The 16,197-nt window shown below is 62.0% G+C and carries 18 protein-coding genes; 9 read left to right on the forward strand and 9 right to left on the reverse strand.

The features are described 5' to 3' along the window. Positions 1-3 precede the first annotated feature (3 nt). The 3 genes from ABGM93_RS12215 (at position 4) to ABGM93_RS12225 (ending at position 3,738) form a co-directional block, all read left to right on the forward strand. Positions 4-816 carry an IclR family transcriptional regulator C-terminal domain-containing protein gene (locus ABGM93_RS12215; protein WP_321335108.1) on the forward strand — a complete coding sequence of 271 codons (813 nt, stop codon included), beginning with the start codon at positions 4-6 and terminating at the stop codon, positions 814-816. Positions 817-1,071: 255 nt separating this feature from the next. Beyond that, positions 1,072-1,749 carry a TetR/AcrR family transcriptional regulator gene (locus ABGM93_RS12220; RefSeq protein ID WP_321499803.1) on the forward strand — a complete coding sequence of 226 codons (678 nt, stop codon included), beginning with the start codon at positions 1,072-1,074 and terminating at the stop codon, positions 1,747-1,749. A gap of 348 nt (positions 1,750-2,097) precedes the next feature. Further along, positions 2,098-3,738, forward strand: coding sequence for a B12-binding domain-containing radical SAM protein (locus ABGM93_RS12225; protein WP_321499805.1), 1,641 nt, complete (start codon positions 2,098-2,100; stop codon positions 3,736-3,738). A gap of 28 nt (positions 3,739-3,766) precedes the next feature. Here ABGM93_RS12225 and ABGM93_RS12230 read toward each other — a convergent pair whose 3' ends face one another. Continuing rightward, complete coding sequence (locus ABGM93_RS12230; protein WP_321499808.1) at positions 3,767-4,003, reverse strand: hypothetical protein; 237 nt, start codon at positions 4,001-4,003, stop codon at positions 3,767-3,769. Between the two features lie 231 nt (positions 4,004-4,234). Between ABGM93_RS12230 and fmt the strand changes: the two genes are divergently transcribed. From fmt to truA, 4 genes are all read left to right on the forward strand, one after another. Further along, positions 4,235-5,173, forward strand: a complete 939-nt coding sequence (fmt, locus tag ABGM93_RS12235) for a methionyl-tRNA formyltransferase (RefSeq protein WP_321499810.1) — start codon at positions 4,235-4,237, stop codon at positions 5,171-5,173. A gap of 58 nt (positions 5,174-5,231) precedes the next feature. After that, positions 5,232-5,822, forward strand: coding sequence for an N-acetyltransferase (locus ABGM93_RS12240; RefSeq protein WP_321499812.1), 591 nt, complete (start codon positions 5,232-5,234; stop codon positions 5,820-5,822). Between the two features lie 78 nt (positions 5,823-5,900). Further along, positions 5,901-6,686 carry a hypothetical protein gene (locus ABGM93_RS12245; protein WP_321499814.1) on the forward strand — a complete coding sequence of 262 codons (786 nt, stop codon included), beginning with the start codon at positions 5,901-5,903 and terminating at the stop codon, positions 6,684-6,686. Between the two features lie 18 nt (positions 6,687-6,704). Beyond that, positions 6,705-7,442 (forward strand): tRNA pseudouridine(38-40) synthase TruA, encoded by a 738-nt coding sequence (truA, locus tag ABGM93_RS12250; protein ID WP_321499816.1) that lies wholly within the window; start codon positions 6,705-6,707, stop codon positions 7,440-7,442. A gap of 19 nt (positions 7,443-7,461) precedes the next feature. Here the strand turns inward: truA and ABGM93_RS12255 are convergent, their stop codons facing one another. The 4 genes from ABGM93_RS12255 to ABGM93_RS12270 form a co-directional block, all read right to left on the reverse strand. Continuing rightward, positions 7,462-8,058: a hypothetical protein gene (locus tag ABGM93_RS12255; RefSeq protein ID WP_321499818.1), complete on the reverse strand. Its 597-nt coding sequence runs from the start codon at positions 8,056-8,058 to the stop codon at positions 7,462-7,464. 4 nt (positions 8,059-8,062) lie between these two features. Continuing rightward, a complete protein-coding gene (gene dapE, locus ABGM93_RS12260) occupies positions 8,063-9,262 on the reverse strand; it encodes a succinyl-diaminopimelate desuccinylase (protein ID WP_321499820.1) in 1,200 nt (399 codons plus the stop codon). 94 nt (positions 9,263-9,356) lie between these two features. Next, positions 9,357-9,767 (reverse strand): DUF805 domain-containing protein, encoded by a 411-nt coding sequence (locus ABGM93_RS12265; RefSeq protein ID WP_321499822.1) that lies wholly within the window; start codon positions 9,765-9,767, stop codon positions 9,357-9,359. Between the two features lie 102 nt (positions 9,768-9,869). Next, a complete protein-coding gene (locus ABGM93_RS12270; RefSeq protein WP_321499824.1) occupies positions 9,870-10,721 on the reverse strand; it encodes a LysR family transcriptional regulator in 852 nt (283 codons plus the stop codon). Positions 10,722-10,834: 113 nt separating this feature from the next. Here ABGM93_RS12270 and ABGM93_RS12275 point away from each other — a divergent pair, with 113 nt between their 5' ends. After that, complete coding sequence (locus ABGM93_RS12275) at positions 10,835-11,446, forward strand: cysteine hydrolase family protein (protein WP_321499826.1); 612 nt, start codon at positions 10,835-10,837, stop codon at positions 11,444-11,446. Between the two features lie 136 nt (positions 11,447-11,582). On the opposite strand, the gene dapD is transcribed toward ABGM93_RS12275, so the two are convergent. After that, positions 11,583-12,437 (reverse strand): 2,3,4,5-tetrahydropyridine-2,6-dicarboxylate N-succinyltransferase, encoded by an 855-nt coding sequence (gene dapD, locus ABGM93_RS12280; protein WP_321499828.1) that lies wholly within the window; start codon positions 12,435-12,437, stop codon positions 11,583-11,585. 222 nt (positions 12,438-12,659) lie between these two features. On the opposite strand from dapD, the gene ABGM93_RS12285 reads away from it, so the two are divergent. Then, the gene (locus tag ABGM93_RS12285; RefSeq protein ID WP_321499830.1) at positions 12,660-13,562 is read left to right on the forward strand and encodes a DMT family transporter; all 903 of its coding nucleotides are present in this window, start codon (positions 12,660-12,662) and stop codon (positions 13,560-13,562) included. Positions 13,563-13,603: 41 nt separating this feature from the next. On the opposite strand, the gene ABGM93_RS12290 is transcribed toward ABGM93_RS12285, so the two are convergent. The 3 genes from ABGM93_RS12290 to def form a co-directional block, all read right to left on the reverse strand. Continuing rightward, positions 13,604-14,764 carry a methyl-accepting chemotaxis protein gene (locus ABGM93_RS12290; RefSeq protein WP_321499832.1) on the reverse strand — a complete coding sequence of 387 codons (1,161 nt, stop codon included), beginning with the start codon at positions 14,762-14,764 and terminating at the stop codon, positions 13,604-13,606. 43 nt (positions 14,765-14,807) lie between these two features. Continuing rightward, positions 14,808-15,365: a PAS domain-containing protein gene (locus ABGM93_RS12295; protein WP_321499834.1), complete on the reverse strand. Its 558-nt coding sequence runs from the start codon at positions 15,363-15,365 to the stop codon at positions 14,808-14,810. A 255-nt stretch (positions 15,366-15,620) separates the two neighbouring features. Beyond that, the gene (gene def / locus ABGM93_RS12300; protein WP_321499836.1) at positions 15,621-16,148 is read right to left on the reverse strand and encodes a peptide deformylase; all 528 of its coding nucleotides are present in this window, start codon (positions 16,146-16,148) and stop codon (positions 15,621-15,623) included. Positions 16,149-16,197: the final 49 nt, after the last annotated feature.

The raw sequence follows: 16,197 nt of genomic DNA on the forward strand, positions 1-16,197 counted from the left end.
GCCATGAACCTCGCGCCGATGAACAGCGACAATGAGGATTTCGAAGATGACGGCATCCGGCGCGGACGGGAGTTTGTCGGTTCGCTGGAGCGCGGATTGAAGGTGATGCAGGCGCTCGGCGATGCGCCGGAGGGTCTCACGCTGACCGATGTCGCGGGTCGTGTCGGGCTCACCCGCGCAACGGCCCGACGGTTCCTGCTCACGCTTCTGGAACTTGGTTACGTGCGGCAAGACCGCAGGCTCTTCATCCTGACGCCGAAGGTGCTGTCCCTGGGGGTCTCCTACCTGAGCAACCGTCCGATCTGGCAGAGCGCGGCGCCGCTCATGCGCGAGCTGTCACGGCAGGTGAACGAATCCTGCTCCGCCGCGGTGCTCGACGGCACCGATATCGTCTATGTGGCGCGCGTGGCGGGCAACAGGATCATGTCGGTCAACATCACCATCGGCACACGCCTTCCCGCCCTGACCACCTCCATGGGCAGGGTCATGCTGGCGAACCTGTCGCCCACGGCGCTGCATGCATTCCTGACCAAGTCGGATATCCAGCGGCATACCGAATACACGCTGACCGACCACGACAGCCTTTTCGCCGAGATCACGAATGTGCGCTCGCGGGGCTATGCAATCCTCGATCAGGAGCTGGAAATCGGCCTGCGCTCCATCGCAGTCCCCTTGCGCGATCGCGCGGGTCGGGCCTTTGCCGGGCTCAACATCTCCAGCCAGACCGCACGGGTGTCGCGCGAGACGATGATCAGCGAATTCCTGCCGCTGATGCGAGAGACCGCGCGCCGCATAGAACAGTTCTATGGCGCCTGAAGCCGCAGATACTGGGATTTATCACGATATCCAAAATCCGACGCCATGTCTTTTCGGCATGAAATGGGGAAAAAGCGCTCAACAAGCCTCCCGACAGCCTGTATGATATTGAGATTACCTATGGTATATGAGTGTGTAGAGTTTAAAGGGCCCGCTTGATAATGAGGTCCGTAAAAGACATTACGACTTTCGCAGTGTTCGTGTGAAGAAATGGGTAGAATTCGCTCTTAAAGAGCACGTAACGGAAGGGACCAAATGGTCACGCCACAGCGACAGGCCGCATCCACGCGGGACAGGTTGTTATTTTCAGCCTGCCGGATATTCGCTTCTAAGGGCTACCGCGACACGACGGTTGCCGATATTTGTGACACCGCGCAGGCGAACATTGCCTCGGTCAATTACCACTTTGGCAACAAGGAAAGCCTGTATCGGCAGGTTTTCCAACGTCTTATCGACCTCTACGAGCCGCCCGAGCCACCGCAGAACGGCAGCCTCGATGACAGCGAGGCGCTGTTGAGGTTTTACGTCCTCGACCGGCTGGAGTGGCTGGTACAGGACGATCCGCTCGAACGGCTCATCCGTGCGGAAATGGTTCAGCCGACCGGACTGGTCGACGACCTTCGTGTGGCAGGGTTGGAAAAGACGCAAAACCATTTTGCAGCTGCGGTAGGTACCCTTGGCGGAAACGCTCTTTCCGCCCCCACGCTGCGCCTTTGCGTCACCAGCATTCTCAGCCAGTGCCGAGCCTTCATGGCGGTGAATTATGCGGGCGTCTATACGGCCAACATGCCGCGTCCGAGTGATGCAGACCTGGCGGCATATGCCGACCACGTCACGGTGTTTTCGGTCGCGGGCATCAAGGCTCTCGCCCAACGCGAGCAGGCAGCACCGCTACCCTTCACCCCCCGGACGGGAACTGCTGCGGCGAGCTAGGCTCCGGCGGGGCGCGTTCCCTAGGCGTTAACTCATGAGGTTGGGCCGCCCCCGTTGGCCAGCCCCCTCGCCCTTTTCTACGCCCCGTCTGCTCCGGCCACCAGCGCCAGGTCGCCGCGTGGCCGGAGCAGACGGGGCCGACTTCTTGTTGGCTCAGACATCAGTCGCGCGGCATGGTGGCAGTCGCGCCGATATCGACCTTGCTGACCGGGCGGATGACCGGATATCGCCGGAACGATTTCGTACACAACGCATCCCCTTTGCCCTTGCTGCGTGTATTGCCGCACATTCCGCCATGACGGGAACTCGTACGCGCCCTCAACGCCCAAGCACCGGGAGAACAGAGCCTTGAGCGAAGATCGCTGCAACGTCCTGCTGGTCCAGCCCCAGTTTGTGGTCGGTTCCTTCTGGAACTATCAGGCGACCTGCGAAATGATCGGCGCAAAATACCCGGCCCCGCCGCTGGGCCTGATCACCATAGCCGCCATGCTGCCGGAAAGCTGGGACATCCGGCTCGTCGACTGGAACACGCAAGATCTCGACGATGCGGACATCGCATGGGCGGATCTCGTGATGACCGGGGGGATGCTCCCTCAGCAGCCTTCCACGCTGGCGGTCATCGAGCGCTGCAAGGCGCAAGGGGTGCCGGTGGCAGTCGGAGGCCCGGACGTCACCACCAGCCCGGACATGTATGCCCATGCGGACTTTCGGGTGACCGGCGAGGCGGAGGGCGTTCTGGAGAAGCTCGTTGAGGCGTGGCGGGCGGGCGAGCGGTCCGGCCTCTTCAATGCGGAGCGTTTCAAGGCAGACGTGACCACGACGCCGGTGCCACGCTTCGACCTTCTGAACTTCAAGGACTACACGCAGATCTGTGTGCAATATTCGCGTGGCTGCCCGTTTACCTGCGAATTCTGCGACATCATCGAGATCTATGGCCGTGTGCCGCGCACCAAGACCACGCAGCAGATGCTGGCGGAACTTCAGGCGCTTTACGATCTCGGATATCGCGGCAATGTCGATTTCGTGGATGACAATCTGATCGGCAACAAGAAGGCGGTGAAGGCCTTCCTGCCGGAGCTGATCGCCTGGCAGAAGGCGCATAAATACCCCTTCCTGCTCTCCACAGAGGCGTCACTCAATCTCGCTGACGATCCCGACCTTCTGGAAATGATGCGCGATGCGGGCTTCTTCACCGTCTTCATCGGGATCGAGAGCCCAGACCCGGAAATCCTCAACGCCACGCGCAAGAAGCAGAACACGCGGCGCGACATCGCGGCCAGCATTCACCGCATCTATGAAGCGGGCATCTTTGTTCTGGCAGGGTTCATCGTCGGCTTCGACGAGGAGAAGGCAAGCGTGGCGGAGCCGATTTGCGGCCTCATCGAGGATGCGGCAATTCCGGTGTCCATGGCGGGACTTCTGTTCGCGCTGCCGGAGACGCAACTGACACGGCGGCTGGAGCGCGAAGGGCGGCTTCATCCCGGCCACAGTCTTGCCGAAGGCGACCTGGGCGATCAGTGCACGGCGGGGCTCAATTTCGACACGCTGCGCCCGCGCGCGGAAATCCTCAGGGACTACCGCCGGATCATCGATCACATCTATTCGCCGGAAAACTACGTCGCCCGCGTACGCCGAGTGGTGGACATGCTCGACATGTCGGGTCCGAACGGCGAGCTTACACGTCCGCGGTTGAAAAAAGACCTGAGCGACTTCGCGCGCATCCTGTGGCACCTGACAGTCCGCATGCCCGAGCACCGCAAGCCCTATCTGAAGCTTCTCTGGTATTGCCTGAGAACCAATCCGCGCGCGCTCAACGCCGCCATCGTCCTCTATGCGCTTTTCGTACATCTGGGCCCGTTCTCACGCTACGTGGTGAGCGAGATCGAGCGCCAGATCGAGGAGGTCGAAAGCGGCGCCTGGCAGAGACCGAAAGACAAGCCGACGACCGGCAAACCCTGGCAAGAGCCCTCCCTTGAGGCCGCGCAATAGGCGAAACCGCTTCGGCGGCCTCCAGTGATCAATCCTCACCGAGGCGATAGGGGCGAACGACTTTCCGTGTCGCGAGTTCGCGCGGTTTGGTCTCCCCGACACGATCATGGGACCGCGAGGCGCGGGCGCGAGAGGGGACGTCCTCCCCATCCCCGGCGGGCGCGCCGCCATGGGAGAGGAACCCCCGCGAACGCAAGCCCGGACGTTTGCCGTCCGGCGCTCCGGGAGCCTGGGGCTTGCCGGATTTCGGGTGCTTGTCCTTCATATCGCCGCTCTCCACCTCCCGTTCACGCGTTGCCTGCTCAACCTCTAGCCAAGGCTGCGCGCACGATCAATCCGCATCGATCATGGCCGTCAGTCCGCCTGCCTCCCACAACGCCATGACACTTTCCTCCCCCAAACGGTTGCATCCGCGCCGAAAGACGTCACATACAGGGGGTAGATCCGCGCCAGTTGATCCGCGCCAGTTGATCCGCCGCATCGACAAGGAATACGCATGTCGCTCAAAGTCGTCTTCATGGGCACCCCGGATTTTTCCGTGCCCACCCTTCTGGAAATCATCGGGCAGGGGCATGAAGTCGTCGCCTGCTATACCCAACCCCCGCGCCCCGCGGGACGCGGCATGGAAGAGCGACCGTCGCCCGTCCAGCTCAAGGCGGAAGCCTTCCACATTCCTGTCTATACGCCGACCACCCTGAAAAGCCCGATCGAGCGCGAGAGCTTCCTTTCGCATGGCGCGGATGTGGCGGTGGTGGTCGCCTATGGCCTGATCCTGCCCAAGGACATACTGGAAGCCCCGGAACATGGCTGCCTGAACCTGCATGCCTCGCTTCTGCCGCGCTGGCGCGGCGCTGCTCCGATCAACCGTGCCATCATGGCCGGGGACACGGAAACGGGCGTTGAAGTCATGCAGATGGGCGAAGGGCTGGATACCGGCCCCATCGCCATGGCGGAAAAAATCGCCATCGGCGCGGACATGACTGCGGGCGAACTTCACGACGCGCTTTCGCGCCTCGGTGCGGACCTGATGGGACGTGCACTCGCCGCCCTGTCGCGCGGTGCCCTTGGCACGAGCCCGCAAGCGGAAGAGGGCGTGACATACGCCGCCAAGATCTCCAAGGACGAGACCCGCATCGACTGGTCGCGCCCCGCCCAGGAGGTCCACAACCACATTCGCGGCCTTTCCCCCTTTCCCGGCGCGTGGTGCAATTTCCCGCGCGGCGAAGGCAAGGAGGAACGCGTGAAGGTTCTTCGCAGCACGCTCGCACAAGCCCCGTCCACCGCCAAGCCTGGCGAGGTGCTTGACGAGCTGACCATTGCCTGTGGCGAGGGGGCGGTAAAGCTGGTGCAGGTCCAACGAGCCGGCAAGCGGCCGATGGAAGCAGAGGAGTTCCTGCGCGGGTCCCGCCTTGCCAAGGGCACGATACTGCCTTGATCATCGGGCAGGCAGTCATTCGATCTTCGTAAACGCAAATCGAAACGAGGCAAGCACGATGAGCGAGCCCCAGACACCGACCGCTGAAACACACGACAGGACCGAGGCCGCCGAGGCCCCGGTCACCTCTCTCGCCTTTCGCCCCGCAGGCCCCAATGACGCGGTCCTGATCGGACGGCTGGTGCATGAGGCCTTCGAACGCGGCGATGAAACCAAACTCGTCGGCAAGCTCAGAACGAGCGACGACTTCGCGCTGGAACTGGTCGCGACAGACGGTGCGAACATTCTGGGCCATGTCCAGTTCACCCATGTCCGCCGCGCCGACGGAGCGGACACGCCCTCAATGGTGATCCTCGCCCCCTTGTCGGTGCGCCCGGACATGCAACGCAAGGGGATCGGCAGCGCGCTTGTCGAAGCGGCGCTCGACCGTTTGCGCCGTGACGGGATCGACATGGTCATGGTGCTCGGCGATCCGGCCTACTACACCCGCTTCGGCTTTTCCGCCGCGCTTGGCGAGAAATTCGATACCCCCTGGCCGGGCCCTGAATTCATGGCGATGGAGCTTCGCGAAGGGGCCGCCATCAGCCTCGGGGCAGACGATACCCCGCTCAAGCTGACCTTCCCGCAAGCCCTGGTGGCTGTCGGCTAGCCCGTTTGGCGCAAAGATCGCGAACAGGGTCGGCAAGTCCTCGTTGTGGCAAGCGTTAAGGTGAATTAACCTTGCGAGATGACGCATATCGATCACCGCTCGGCCCTGCTCATCCTGCTGCCGCTCGTGCTTGTCTTCCTGGCCGGGCTTGCAGCGGGCGTCGCCGCGATTTTTCTGGTCTGCAACATCTCGCTGCTTCACAGGATCTGGGAGCGGGCACAGGTCGTGTCATTCGCGCTCTCCGTGGCCCTGTCCCTCAGCCTGTCGGTGCTGATCGGTTCCGTGCTTTCCGGCCTGTTGCTGAAACTGGGGATCTTCGGCGACGAGGTCTACGTGCCGGAGAGCTTTCCCGTTTTCCTTCTGCGCCCGGCGCTGGAGTTCTTCGTGATCATGCTGGCGGCCCTCATCGTGGCGGTTTTCGCATTCGGCTTCGTGCGGCACTCCTCCGAACTGGTGCAAAGGATCGTCGTGCCCCTCGCCTTTCTCGTCGCCTTCATCGTCGCCTTGTCACTTGCAAAGACCTGGTCGAGCTATCTGATCCTTGCCAGCCAGTTCGACACCGAGACATTCGCAGGCACGCTTTACAAGATGATCTCCAGCGAATTCGCAGGGATTTTCAGTTCTCTGGCTGGGATCGGCGATGCGCTGGCGCGCCATCAGGGCGGCACGTTCTCGCGCCTGTTCCAGATGATCGGTGGGGAGATCGACAGCCTCTGGGTCATGGTGCGCAACGCGGGCGGCAACCAGTTCGTGCTTGTTGAGAGTTTTCCCGTCATCTTCGCGGTGTCGTCGCTCGTCTCACTCGTTTATATGGTGCTGCGCTGGCCGTTCACGGCTTTCGCGCACGCCAAAGACGACACCTGATCAGAACACGACGCCCCCTTGCCCCGTTACAAGCTCACCATCGAATATGACGGCACCGCCTTTGTCGGCTGGCAACGCCAGGAACACGACATGTCGGTGCAACAGGCCATCGAAGAGGCCCTTGCCGCCTTCACGGGCGAGACACCGGGCATTCGCGGGGCCGGTCGCACGGATGCAGGTGTCCACGCGACGGGCCAGGTCGCCCATGTGGACCTTTCGCGCGACTGGGAGGCGGACAAGATCCGCGAAGCCACGAATGCGCATCTGCGCCAGCACGCGGTCGCCATCGTGACGAGCGAGAAGGTTGCGGACGATTTCGATGCGCGCTTTTCGGCCCGCAAGCGGCACTATCTCTATCGCATCATCGACCGTCGCGCGCCGCTGGCGCTGGAGCGCCACCGTGCATGGCATGTGCGCCACCGTCTCGATGCGGACGCGATGCACGCAGCCGCGCAGTGCTTTCTGGGCAAGCACGATTTCACCACCTTCCGCGCCAGCCAGTGCCAGGCCAAAAGCCCCGTGAAGACACTCGATGCCTTCTCCGTTTCGCGCGAGGGCGACGTGATCAATCTCCGATGCTCGGCGCGTTCGTTCCTGCACAATCAGGTACGCTCGATGGTCGGCTCGCTGAAGCTGGTCGGGGAGGGAAAGTGGAGCGCGCAGGATCTGGCCGATGCCCTTGCAGCCGCCGACCGGACGGCCTGCGGCCCGGTCTGCCCGCCGGACGGGCTTTACCTGACGCAGGTCGACTACTGAGAAAGGCCGCGGCTGCGGCTCAGCCGCCCACGAAAATCCGGGCGGCCAGCATTTCAAGCACGATCGACAGCATGGTGTCGAAGGCAACAATGCCCGCGGCAAACGCGATACCGGATTCAAACGTGATATGGGCGGCGCGAAACCGAAGGAAAAAGGTCATGCCGGTCGCGAACAATGTCACAAAGGCGAAAGCCTCGGAATTGAAGATACCCGCCTTGTAGATCAGCGCGGCGAAGGCGAGCGGCACGATCGCAACCATCTCCACCCAGTTGCGAACGACGATGTACTGCACGAACTTCTGCCCGATCCCCAGGGGCGCTGCCAAGATGGCAAGCACCAGCGGGAAAGCGAACCAGTTCAGCGCGAGCATGAGGAGCGTGGCGACAAGCGACAGGTCCACGCCGCCCTCAGGAACGTCCACCATCTCTTCAAGATAGACATCCACCTGCGCGCTTGTGATGAGCAGGTAGGGAGCGGCGATCAGCACGACAAGCAGAAACGATCGCCAGAAGCCGCCAATGGACGCATCGAACCCGCGCAAGCCCTCCGGATCCCCTTTGAAGAGATACCAGACGCCCAAAACGGAGTTGCGGATCTCTGCGCCGCTGAAAATCATAGGATCAAACCTTGAAATAATCGGAGAGGAAACGCCGGTAGATGGCTGCGAGCCGGTCAAGGTCGTCGGTGGCCACGCATTCATCGACCTGGTGCATCGTCTGGCCGACAAGTCCGAATTCCACGACGGGACAATAGTTCTTGATGAAGCGCGCATCCGACGTGCCGCCGCCGGTCGACAGCTCCGGCTTGCGCCCGATCTCCGCTTCGATCGCCGCGCTCAGCGTCTCGATCAGAGCGGCGTCGTTGGTCAGGAAACTGTCGCTTCCATCCTCGCGAATGGCAAGATCCCAGGAGAGTTCCTCATCAGCCACCTCGCCCAGGGCCGCCTTGATGCGCGCGGCCAGACTGGTGCGGGTCCACGTATCGTTGAAGCGCACATTGAAGCGCGCGCTTGCCGATTGCGGGATGACGTTGAAGGCCGGATTGCCGGTATCGATGGAAACGATTTCCAGATTGGAGGGCTGGAAGCGCTCATTGCCCTCGTCGAGCACGAGATCCTCCAGTGCCGCGCAAAGCCGGATCAGTCCGGGGATCGGATTATCGGCCAGATGCGGATAGGCGACATGGCCCTGACGGCCGGTGACCGTAACGGTTCCCGACAAAGAGCCGCGCCTTCCCACCTTAATTGCATCGCCAAGATGGTCCGGGTTGGTCGGCTCGCCAACAATACAGGCATCGAACGTCTCGCCGCGCTGCGCGCACCATTCCAGAAGCTTGACCGTGCCGTTGACGGCGGGCCCCTCCTCGTCGCCCGTTATCAGGAAGGAGATCGTTCCGGCGAACTCATTTCCCTTTTCGGCAAGATAGTCGAGAGCCGCGGCGGCAAAGGCAGCGACACCGCCCTTCATGTCGACAGCGCCGCGCCCATGCAGAAACCCGCCGGATATTTCGCCGGCAAACGGCCCATGCGCCCAGCTCGCCTCATCTCCCGCCGGCACCACATCGGTGTGGCCGGCAAAGACCACATGCGGCGCGCCGGACCCGATGCGGGCAAAGAGGTTTTCGACATCCGGCGTACCGGGAGCCGTGAAGGTCACGCGGTGCACCTCAAAGCCCGCGTCTTCGAGCAATTGCCCCAGAAACGCGAGCGCACCTCCCTCCGTGGGGGTGACACTCGGACACCGGATCAGGTCACGCGCGATGCGGATGGCGGGGGACAAGGCGTTGTCGGAACCGGAGGGGGCGGGCGTTGCGGCGGTCATGAACTTTCCTGCGGCTTCAGCCGACGAAAAGTCGACTCGAACGGATATCTTGTAGCAAATTTCGCGCGAAGAAACCGCGCCCTCGCGGCGAGACCTACTGGTTGGGCGCCCAGCCGAAACGGTTCGGCCCCGGATCTCCGGCCTTCAGCCCGACGCCGAACAGAACCAGAAAATTGATCAGCGGCACGACCCAGAGCAGGGCAATAAGACCCGGCCAGCCAAAGTCGCGGGCGCGCTTGGCGATCAGCACGAAGAACACCCACTGGAACAGCAGCAGAATGAACATGGCAATCGGGCCTGTGCCAGTCATCACCACGTGATCAACGCCGTCCGCGCCGGTCTGGATAACCATCATGCCTTCCCACAGGGGCCGCAGCGAAAAATTGATGCAGGTCAGCACCGCGAGTGCCAGCCAATAGGCCTGCCGCGAGATACGCCCGGTCGGGCTGAAAAACAGGGCGGCGAGCTTCATGGGGCTGGCCGGCGCGATCGGTTGGTCGTTCATCGGAGCATTCTGTTCCATGGGTGAAGACTTGCAAAAAACGCTGCGCAAGCTGCGCCCCTACGGGCGCTTGAAAGCGTTACCTATTGTCGATACCCGTCGGACTCAAGGGGTATGTGGCAACTCGCCCGTCCCGGGCCTGGCGTTATGGATCGTATCACTCAGCCAGTCGACCGCCGACCGGACAGCCGGGCGCTCTTTCATGTCCTCATGCACGACTAGCCACAACGGACGTTCCACATGAACCGATGGGTCCAGGGCCACAACCCCAGGCGTTGTCGCGATCATGTATTCCGGCAACATCGCTGCGCCGAGCCCCCTTTGAACCGCCCGGGTGATGGAGGACAGCGAGACGATGCGCGCCACAGGAGCAGCATTGCCGAAACGCGCCATGATTGTCGCGATCTCCGGCAGGTCATCCATATCCCGTTCATAGGCGATGAACTCCGTGGGATCGGTTCCCTCCCGCCCGGCCAGAATGAACCGCAGACGCCCGATGCGGCGCGCCACCAGCCTGCCGCGATCAGGTCGCTGCAGGCGAATGGAAATATCCGCTTCACGCCTCGCGAGCGAAACCGTCTCATTCGAACCGACAAGCTCCATCACGATCCCCGGATGGCGCGCCACGAATTCCGACAGCCGCGGGGCGATCATGTGTTCGATGACCGTCATGACCGTACTGACCCGTACCGTCGCCGGTGCGGAGCTGATCTTGGTGCCGGACGCGGCCAGCGCGCGCTCCATGGCCTCCCCCGCCTCCACGATGGCGCGACCGGCTGCGGTCGGCTCAAGTTTGCGCTCTATGCGCCGAAACAGGGTCGACCCCGCGGCCAGCTCCGCCGCGGCGAGCCTGCGGGAAATGGTCGTTTCATTCACGCCCAAGGCGCGCGCGGCGCCCGCGACCGTGCCCGCGCGTGCAAGGACCAGCACCAGATGATGATCGTTCCATGTCAGCATGCTGCATATTTGCAGGTTTGAACCGCACAAGCGAGGCGTTTTCGCAAGGCCTTTGACAGCCTATGGTTCATGCAATGCCGCAGGGCGAGACTATTCAGAGAGAGACATACGGAATGCTATCCACGTTCCAGACCATGCCCAGGACGCTGCGGGATCTCGCCGGCCTGCCGAAATGGCAACATCCGGCGCCCGGAGAGGCGGCGGTGCTGCTGATCGATGCGCAGGAGGAATACCGCTCAGGAGCATTGGCGCTTGGAGACATCACCTCGGCGCTGGGCGAGATCGTCAACCTGCGCCGGCGAGCGCGGGAGCTGGGGTTACCGGTCCTTCATGTCCGGCATGTGGGCCCGCCAGGCGGCCTTTTCGACGTTGAGGGACATGGCGGGGCCTTTTGCGCGCAAGCGGAGCCTCTGGCCGGAGAACACGTGATCGACAAGCGCCTGCCGAACGCCTTTACCGGCACCGATCTGGCCACCAGGCTGGACGCGCTCAGCATCAAGCGCATCATCGTCGCCGGGTTCATGACGCATATGTGCGTCTCTTCCACGGTGCGCGGCGCGCTTGATCTGGGACTGGAGGCCGCGGTTATCGCCGATAGCTGCGCAACCCGGGCACTGCCCAGCCATGACGGCGGAGAGATTTCGGCGAGGGATATGCACCGCGCCGCACTTGCCGCCATGTCCGACCGTTTCGCCTGTATCCTGCCGACATCCGACGAAATCTGACTGGCGTCTTATGGCGCGGGGGCTCGCCCCTCGCCCCTGCGATCAGACCAAAAAACCCGGGGCCGCGCGCAGCCCCGGGTTTTCTTGTTCAATCGCCATGATCAACCGTCATCGCGGCAAAGGCGCAAGGCGCGCGTCAGTCGCGCAACAGATCGTTGATCGAGGTCTTGGACCGGGTCTGCGCATCCACGCGCTTGACGATGACCGCGCAATAGAGGCTCGGCCCCGGACGACCGTCGGGAAGCGGCTTGCCGGGCATGGAGCCGGACACAACCACCGAGTAAGGAGGCACCTTGCCGATGTGGATCTCGCCGGTGTTGCGGTCGACGATCTTGGTGGATGCGCCGATGAAGACGCCCATGGAGATCACCGCGCCTTCGCCCACGACAACGCCTTCAACCACTTCCGAACGCGCGCCGATGAAGCAGTTGTCCTCGATGATGACAGGACCGGCCTGCAGCGGCTCAAGCACGCCACCGATACCGACGCCGCCGGACAGATGCACATTCTTGCCGATCTGCGCGCAGGAGCCGACTGTCACCCAGGTGTCGACCATGGTGCCAGTATCAACATAGGCGCCGAGGTTCACAAAGGACGGCATCAGCACAACGCCCGGCGCGACATAGGCGGAACGGCGCACAACGCAGTTGGGAACGGCACGGAAACCGGCTTTTTCGAATTCCGGCGCGCCCCAGCCCTCGAACTTGGAAGGCACCTTGTCCCACCAGGTCGCATTGTTCGGGCCACCAGAGATGGTCGTCATCGGGTTGAGGCGGAAAGAGAGAAGCACGGCCTTCTTCAGCCACTGATTGACGACCCACTCGCCTCCCACTTTCTCCGCAACGCGCGCCTCACCCCTGTCGAGCAGGTTCAGCGCGGTCTCCACCGCATCACGGACTTCGCCGCGCGTCGAGGTGTCGACATTCGCACGGTCGTCGAAAGCGGCATCGATCGTAGCCTGGAGGGAAGCAAGATCAGAAGGGCTGGTCATGGGTCGCGTCTTTTCCGAAAGAGGGCTGATGGAAGGATCCGCGGCGGAGAAAAGCCGCCACAGCCCATGAAGTCAATACAACACAGCGCCGATGGATCATACGTGAGCCCAGTTTCCTCGCTTCCTCGCGCCATGACGGTTCGGCGTACCGGGCCAAGTGGACAAGACGGCTTCCCACGGGTAAGTAGCCTTCCCGGCCAAACCTCGCAGGTTTTTCAATCCATGGAATTGTGGATACCCATCACGATCGCGGCTGCGTTTCTGCAGAACCTGCGTTCGGCGCTTCAGAAGCATCTGAAGGGACATCTCGGCACGGCCGGCGCGACCTTCGTGCGCTTCGGTTACGGGTTCCCTTTCGCGTCAGCCTATGTGGCGGTTCTGCATCTGGGTTTCGGCCATGCCCTGCCCACGGCCAATGTCGTTTTCGCCCTCGCCTCTGTCGCTGGGGGGCTTGCCCAGATCTTCGCGACTTTCCTGCTCGTGCACCTCTTCTCCTATCGCAATTTCGCGGTCGGCACGGCCTATTCCAAGACCGAACCCGTTCAGGCCGCGATCTTTGGCCTGGTGCTCCTCGGAGAGACCGTCACCTTTTCCGCAGTGATCGCGATTGCGGTGGGCGTTATCGGGGTGATCATCATTTCCGTTGCCCGCCAGCCGCTTTCCTGGCGCGCGGTTTCCGGCTCGCTTGTCGGACGCCCGGCGCTGATCGGCCTTGCCTCCGCAGCCCTGTTCGGCGCCTCGGCGGCCTGCTATCGCACGGCCTCCCTGTCGCTCGGCGGAAATGACTTCCTGATGCAGGCGGCCTTCACGTTGGGCTTCGTGACCGTTTTCCAGACCATGATCATGGGTCTGTGGATGAAGAAATACGAACCTGAGCAGCTTGCCGCAGCCTTCAGGCATTGGCGGATCGCCGTTTGGGTGGGAATTGTGGGCGTGGTGGGATCCGCAGGATGGTTCACCGCCAGCACGCTGCAGAAGGTCGCCTATGTGCGCACACTGGCGCAGATCGAACTGGTTTTTACCTTCGCGATGTCGGCCTTCGTCTTCCGAGAAGCAATCAACCGCAAGGAAGTCCTGGGCTGTGTGCTGATCGTCGGATCGGTCGTCCTGCTTCTGGCAGGCTGAGCAGCCTCGCCCTTTCGATGCAGGCTACGTTCCCTCGTCGTTCAGCCGGTCCGCATTGCACCTTCAAGGAACTCGCGCAAATCGGCGCGCACTTCCTGGAGGTGTTCGACCTGATCCGAGAGTGAACCTGAGGCATCCAGCAACTGTCCGCCTATTTCCGCCGTGCTTTCATTCGCCGTGCGCAGCGCACTGATGCCGGACGTGATCCCGCCCGCCCCACGTGCGGCTTCTTCCACATTGTGCGCGATCTCACCGGTGGCCGCTGCCTGCTCGTCCACCGCCGAGGCGATGGCGGTTGAAATCTCGCTCACCCTCTCAATGGCCTCGCTGATCTGCGAATTGGCCTCAACAGCCGTGCTGGTTGCGGACTGCAGCGCGTGGATCTCGTCGTTGATTTCCTTTGTTGCGTTCGCCGTTTGCCCCGACAGCGCCTTGACCTCCTGGGCGACGATCGCAAAGCCCTTGCCCATCTCGCCGGCACGCGCGGCCTCGATCGTGGCGTTGAGCGCGAGAAGGTTGGTCTGGGCTGCGATATCGGTGATGAGCTGGATGACGACACCAATCCGCTCCGATTTCTCCGAAAGACCGTCAATCTCCCGGTTCATGGCGCGGGACTTGTCCACGGTCCCCCTCGCGATATCGGCCGCACTCATTACCTGACGGTTGATCTCGCCGATCGATTGGGTGAGTTCCTCGGTGGTGCTTGCGACATTGCGCATGTTGGCGGCCGCCTCCTCCGCACCTGAAGAGACATCGAGCGAGCGCTTGCTCGCCGCCTCACCTGCATTCGCCATTTCGCTGGAAGCCGTCTTCAATTCGGACGTCGCGCCCTCGATCCGGTCAACGGTCTCGTGCAAGCGTTCTTCCAGCCGGTTGGCGAGATTGCAGAAATTCTCGTGCCGCTCTCGAAGCTTGTCTGTCACCGCATTGACGCTGCGCGCAGCGTCGGCAAAGGCGCCGAGCATCCCCTGCTCGGAAATCAGCCGGTAGTGCTTGTTCTTTCCCACATATTCCAGACAGGCCTTGGATTCGCGCAGATAGGCGTCGGTGCGATCGATCAGAAGGTTGATGGCGTGCATCAGCTCCGCCGTGTCGCTGCTATCGTCGATATTGAGAATGCGCGCCTCGAAATCCCCGGCAGCAACCGCCTTGCAGACTTCGGTGGCATGTTTGAGTTTTGCGCGTTTCGACCGAAAGAACATTCTCGTCTCAATCCTGTCCAGAACCGGGTATCCGCCGACCGACCTATGCGGCCGCCGCCTTAAGCGGGGTGTGGGCCGTCAGCTTTGCAATGAGTTCGTCATAGGGCAGGCCATGGCTTGAAACCTGATCGATCAGGACCTGGTAGCCGGCGGCAAGCTGCTCCTTGCCGTTCTTGTGGCGCGCCTCTTCGGCCAGCACGATCTCATAGAGGGGAACGATCACGTCATCGATGACGGCGCGGTTGGGGACGCGGCGGTTGGAGTGGTACCCGATGATATGGCCCGCGTTGTCGAAGCTGGGCGTGACATGGGCATAGACCCAGTAGTGGTCACCATTCTTCGCCCGGTTTATGACGTAGCCGAAAATCTCGCTACCGGCCTCGATTGCGTCCCAGAGCAATTTGAACACCGCCCGTGGCATGTGCGGATGGCGGATGATGCTATGCGGCAGGCCGAGGATGTCGGCCTCCCGGAAACCGGCGACCTGAAGGAACGTGCGATTGGCGTAGGTGATGCGCCCCTTCGTGTCCGTCTTGCTGACAATCACGTCGTCCTTGTCGAAAAATCGTTCGACACCCGTCAGCGACAACGGCTTGCTCATCGGCTCTCTCCCGGATTTCCGCGGTTCGAAACGCCCCACCCGGACGCCCTCCATCTACGGAATGGAAGAATATTGCCTCAGCGTAAAATTCTACTAAATCAATTATTAGATAATAACACCTAGATATCAGCGCCCCTATGCGGGCATCCCGTGCGTTCAGCCGCACAAATTCGGACACAACGACACAGACACAGGCGCACGGGCACCGCCAACATCACAGCGGCGATGAAGTACACTCGTGACGAACGGTGAATATCAGGCGCTTGCGCGCTGCTTTTCGTACCGAGCCTGCTTGGTGAACTTCTTGATCACTCGCTCGCGTTTCAGCCGCGAGATATGATCGATAAACAGCACACCGTTCAGGTGATCGATCTCGTGCTGCAGACAGGTCGCCAGAAGACCATCGGCCTCAAGCTCGCATTCCCGCCCCTCACGGTCGAGGAATGTCACGCGCACCTTCTCCGGGCGTTCCACGTCCTCGTAATACTCGGGAATGGAAAGGCACCCTTCCTGATAGACGGACCGTTCCTCTGACGACCAGACGATTTCAGGATTGATGAAGACCTGCGGGTCCTTGGGCTGATCATCCTTGGCAACGTCCAGCACAAGCATGCGCTTGGGAATGGCGATCTGAATCGCCGCCAGCCCGATGCCGGGGGCGTCGTACATGGTATCGAGCATGTCGTCGGCAAGTTGACGAATGTCGCTGTCGACTTTCTCGACGGGCGTGGAGACCTGACGCAGCATGGCGTCGGGCAGGATGATGATATCGCGTTTGGCCATGAGCAATCAGATAGGCGGTGATTGCCCTGCGGTCAATCTCGTCAAACTA

The sequence above is a fragment of the Breoghania sp. genome (assembly GCF_963674635.1).
GTDB lineage: Bacteria > Pseudomonadota > Alphaproteobacteria > Rhizobiales > Stappiaceae > Breoghania.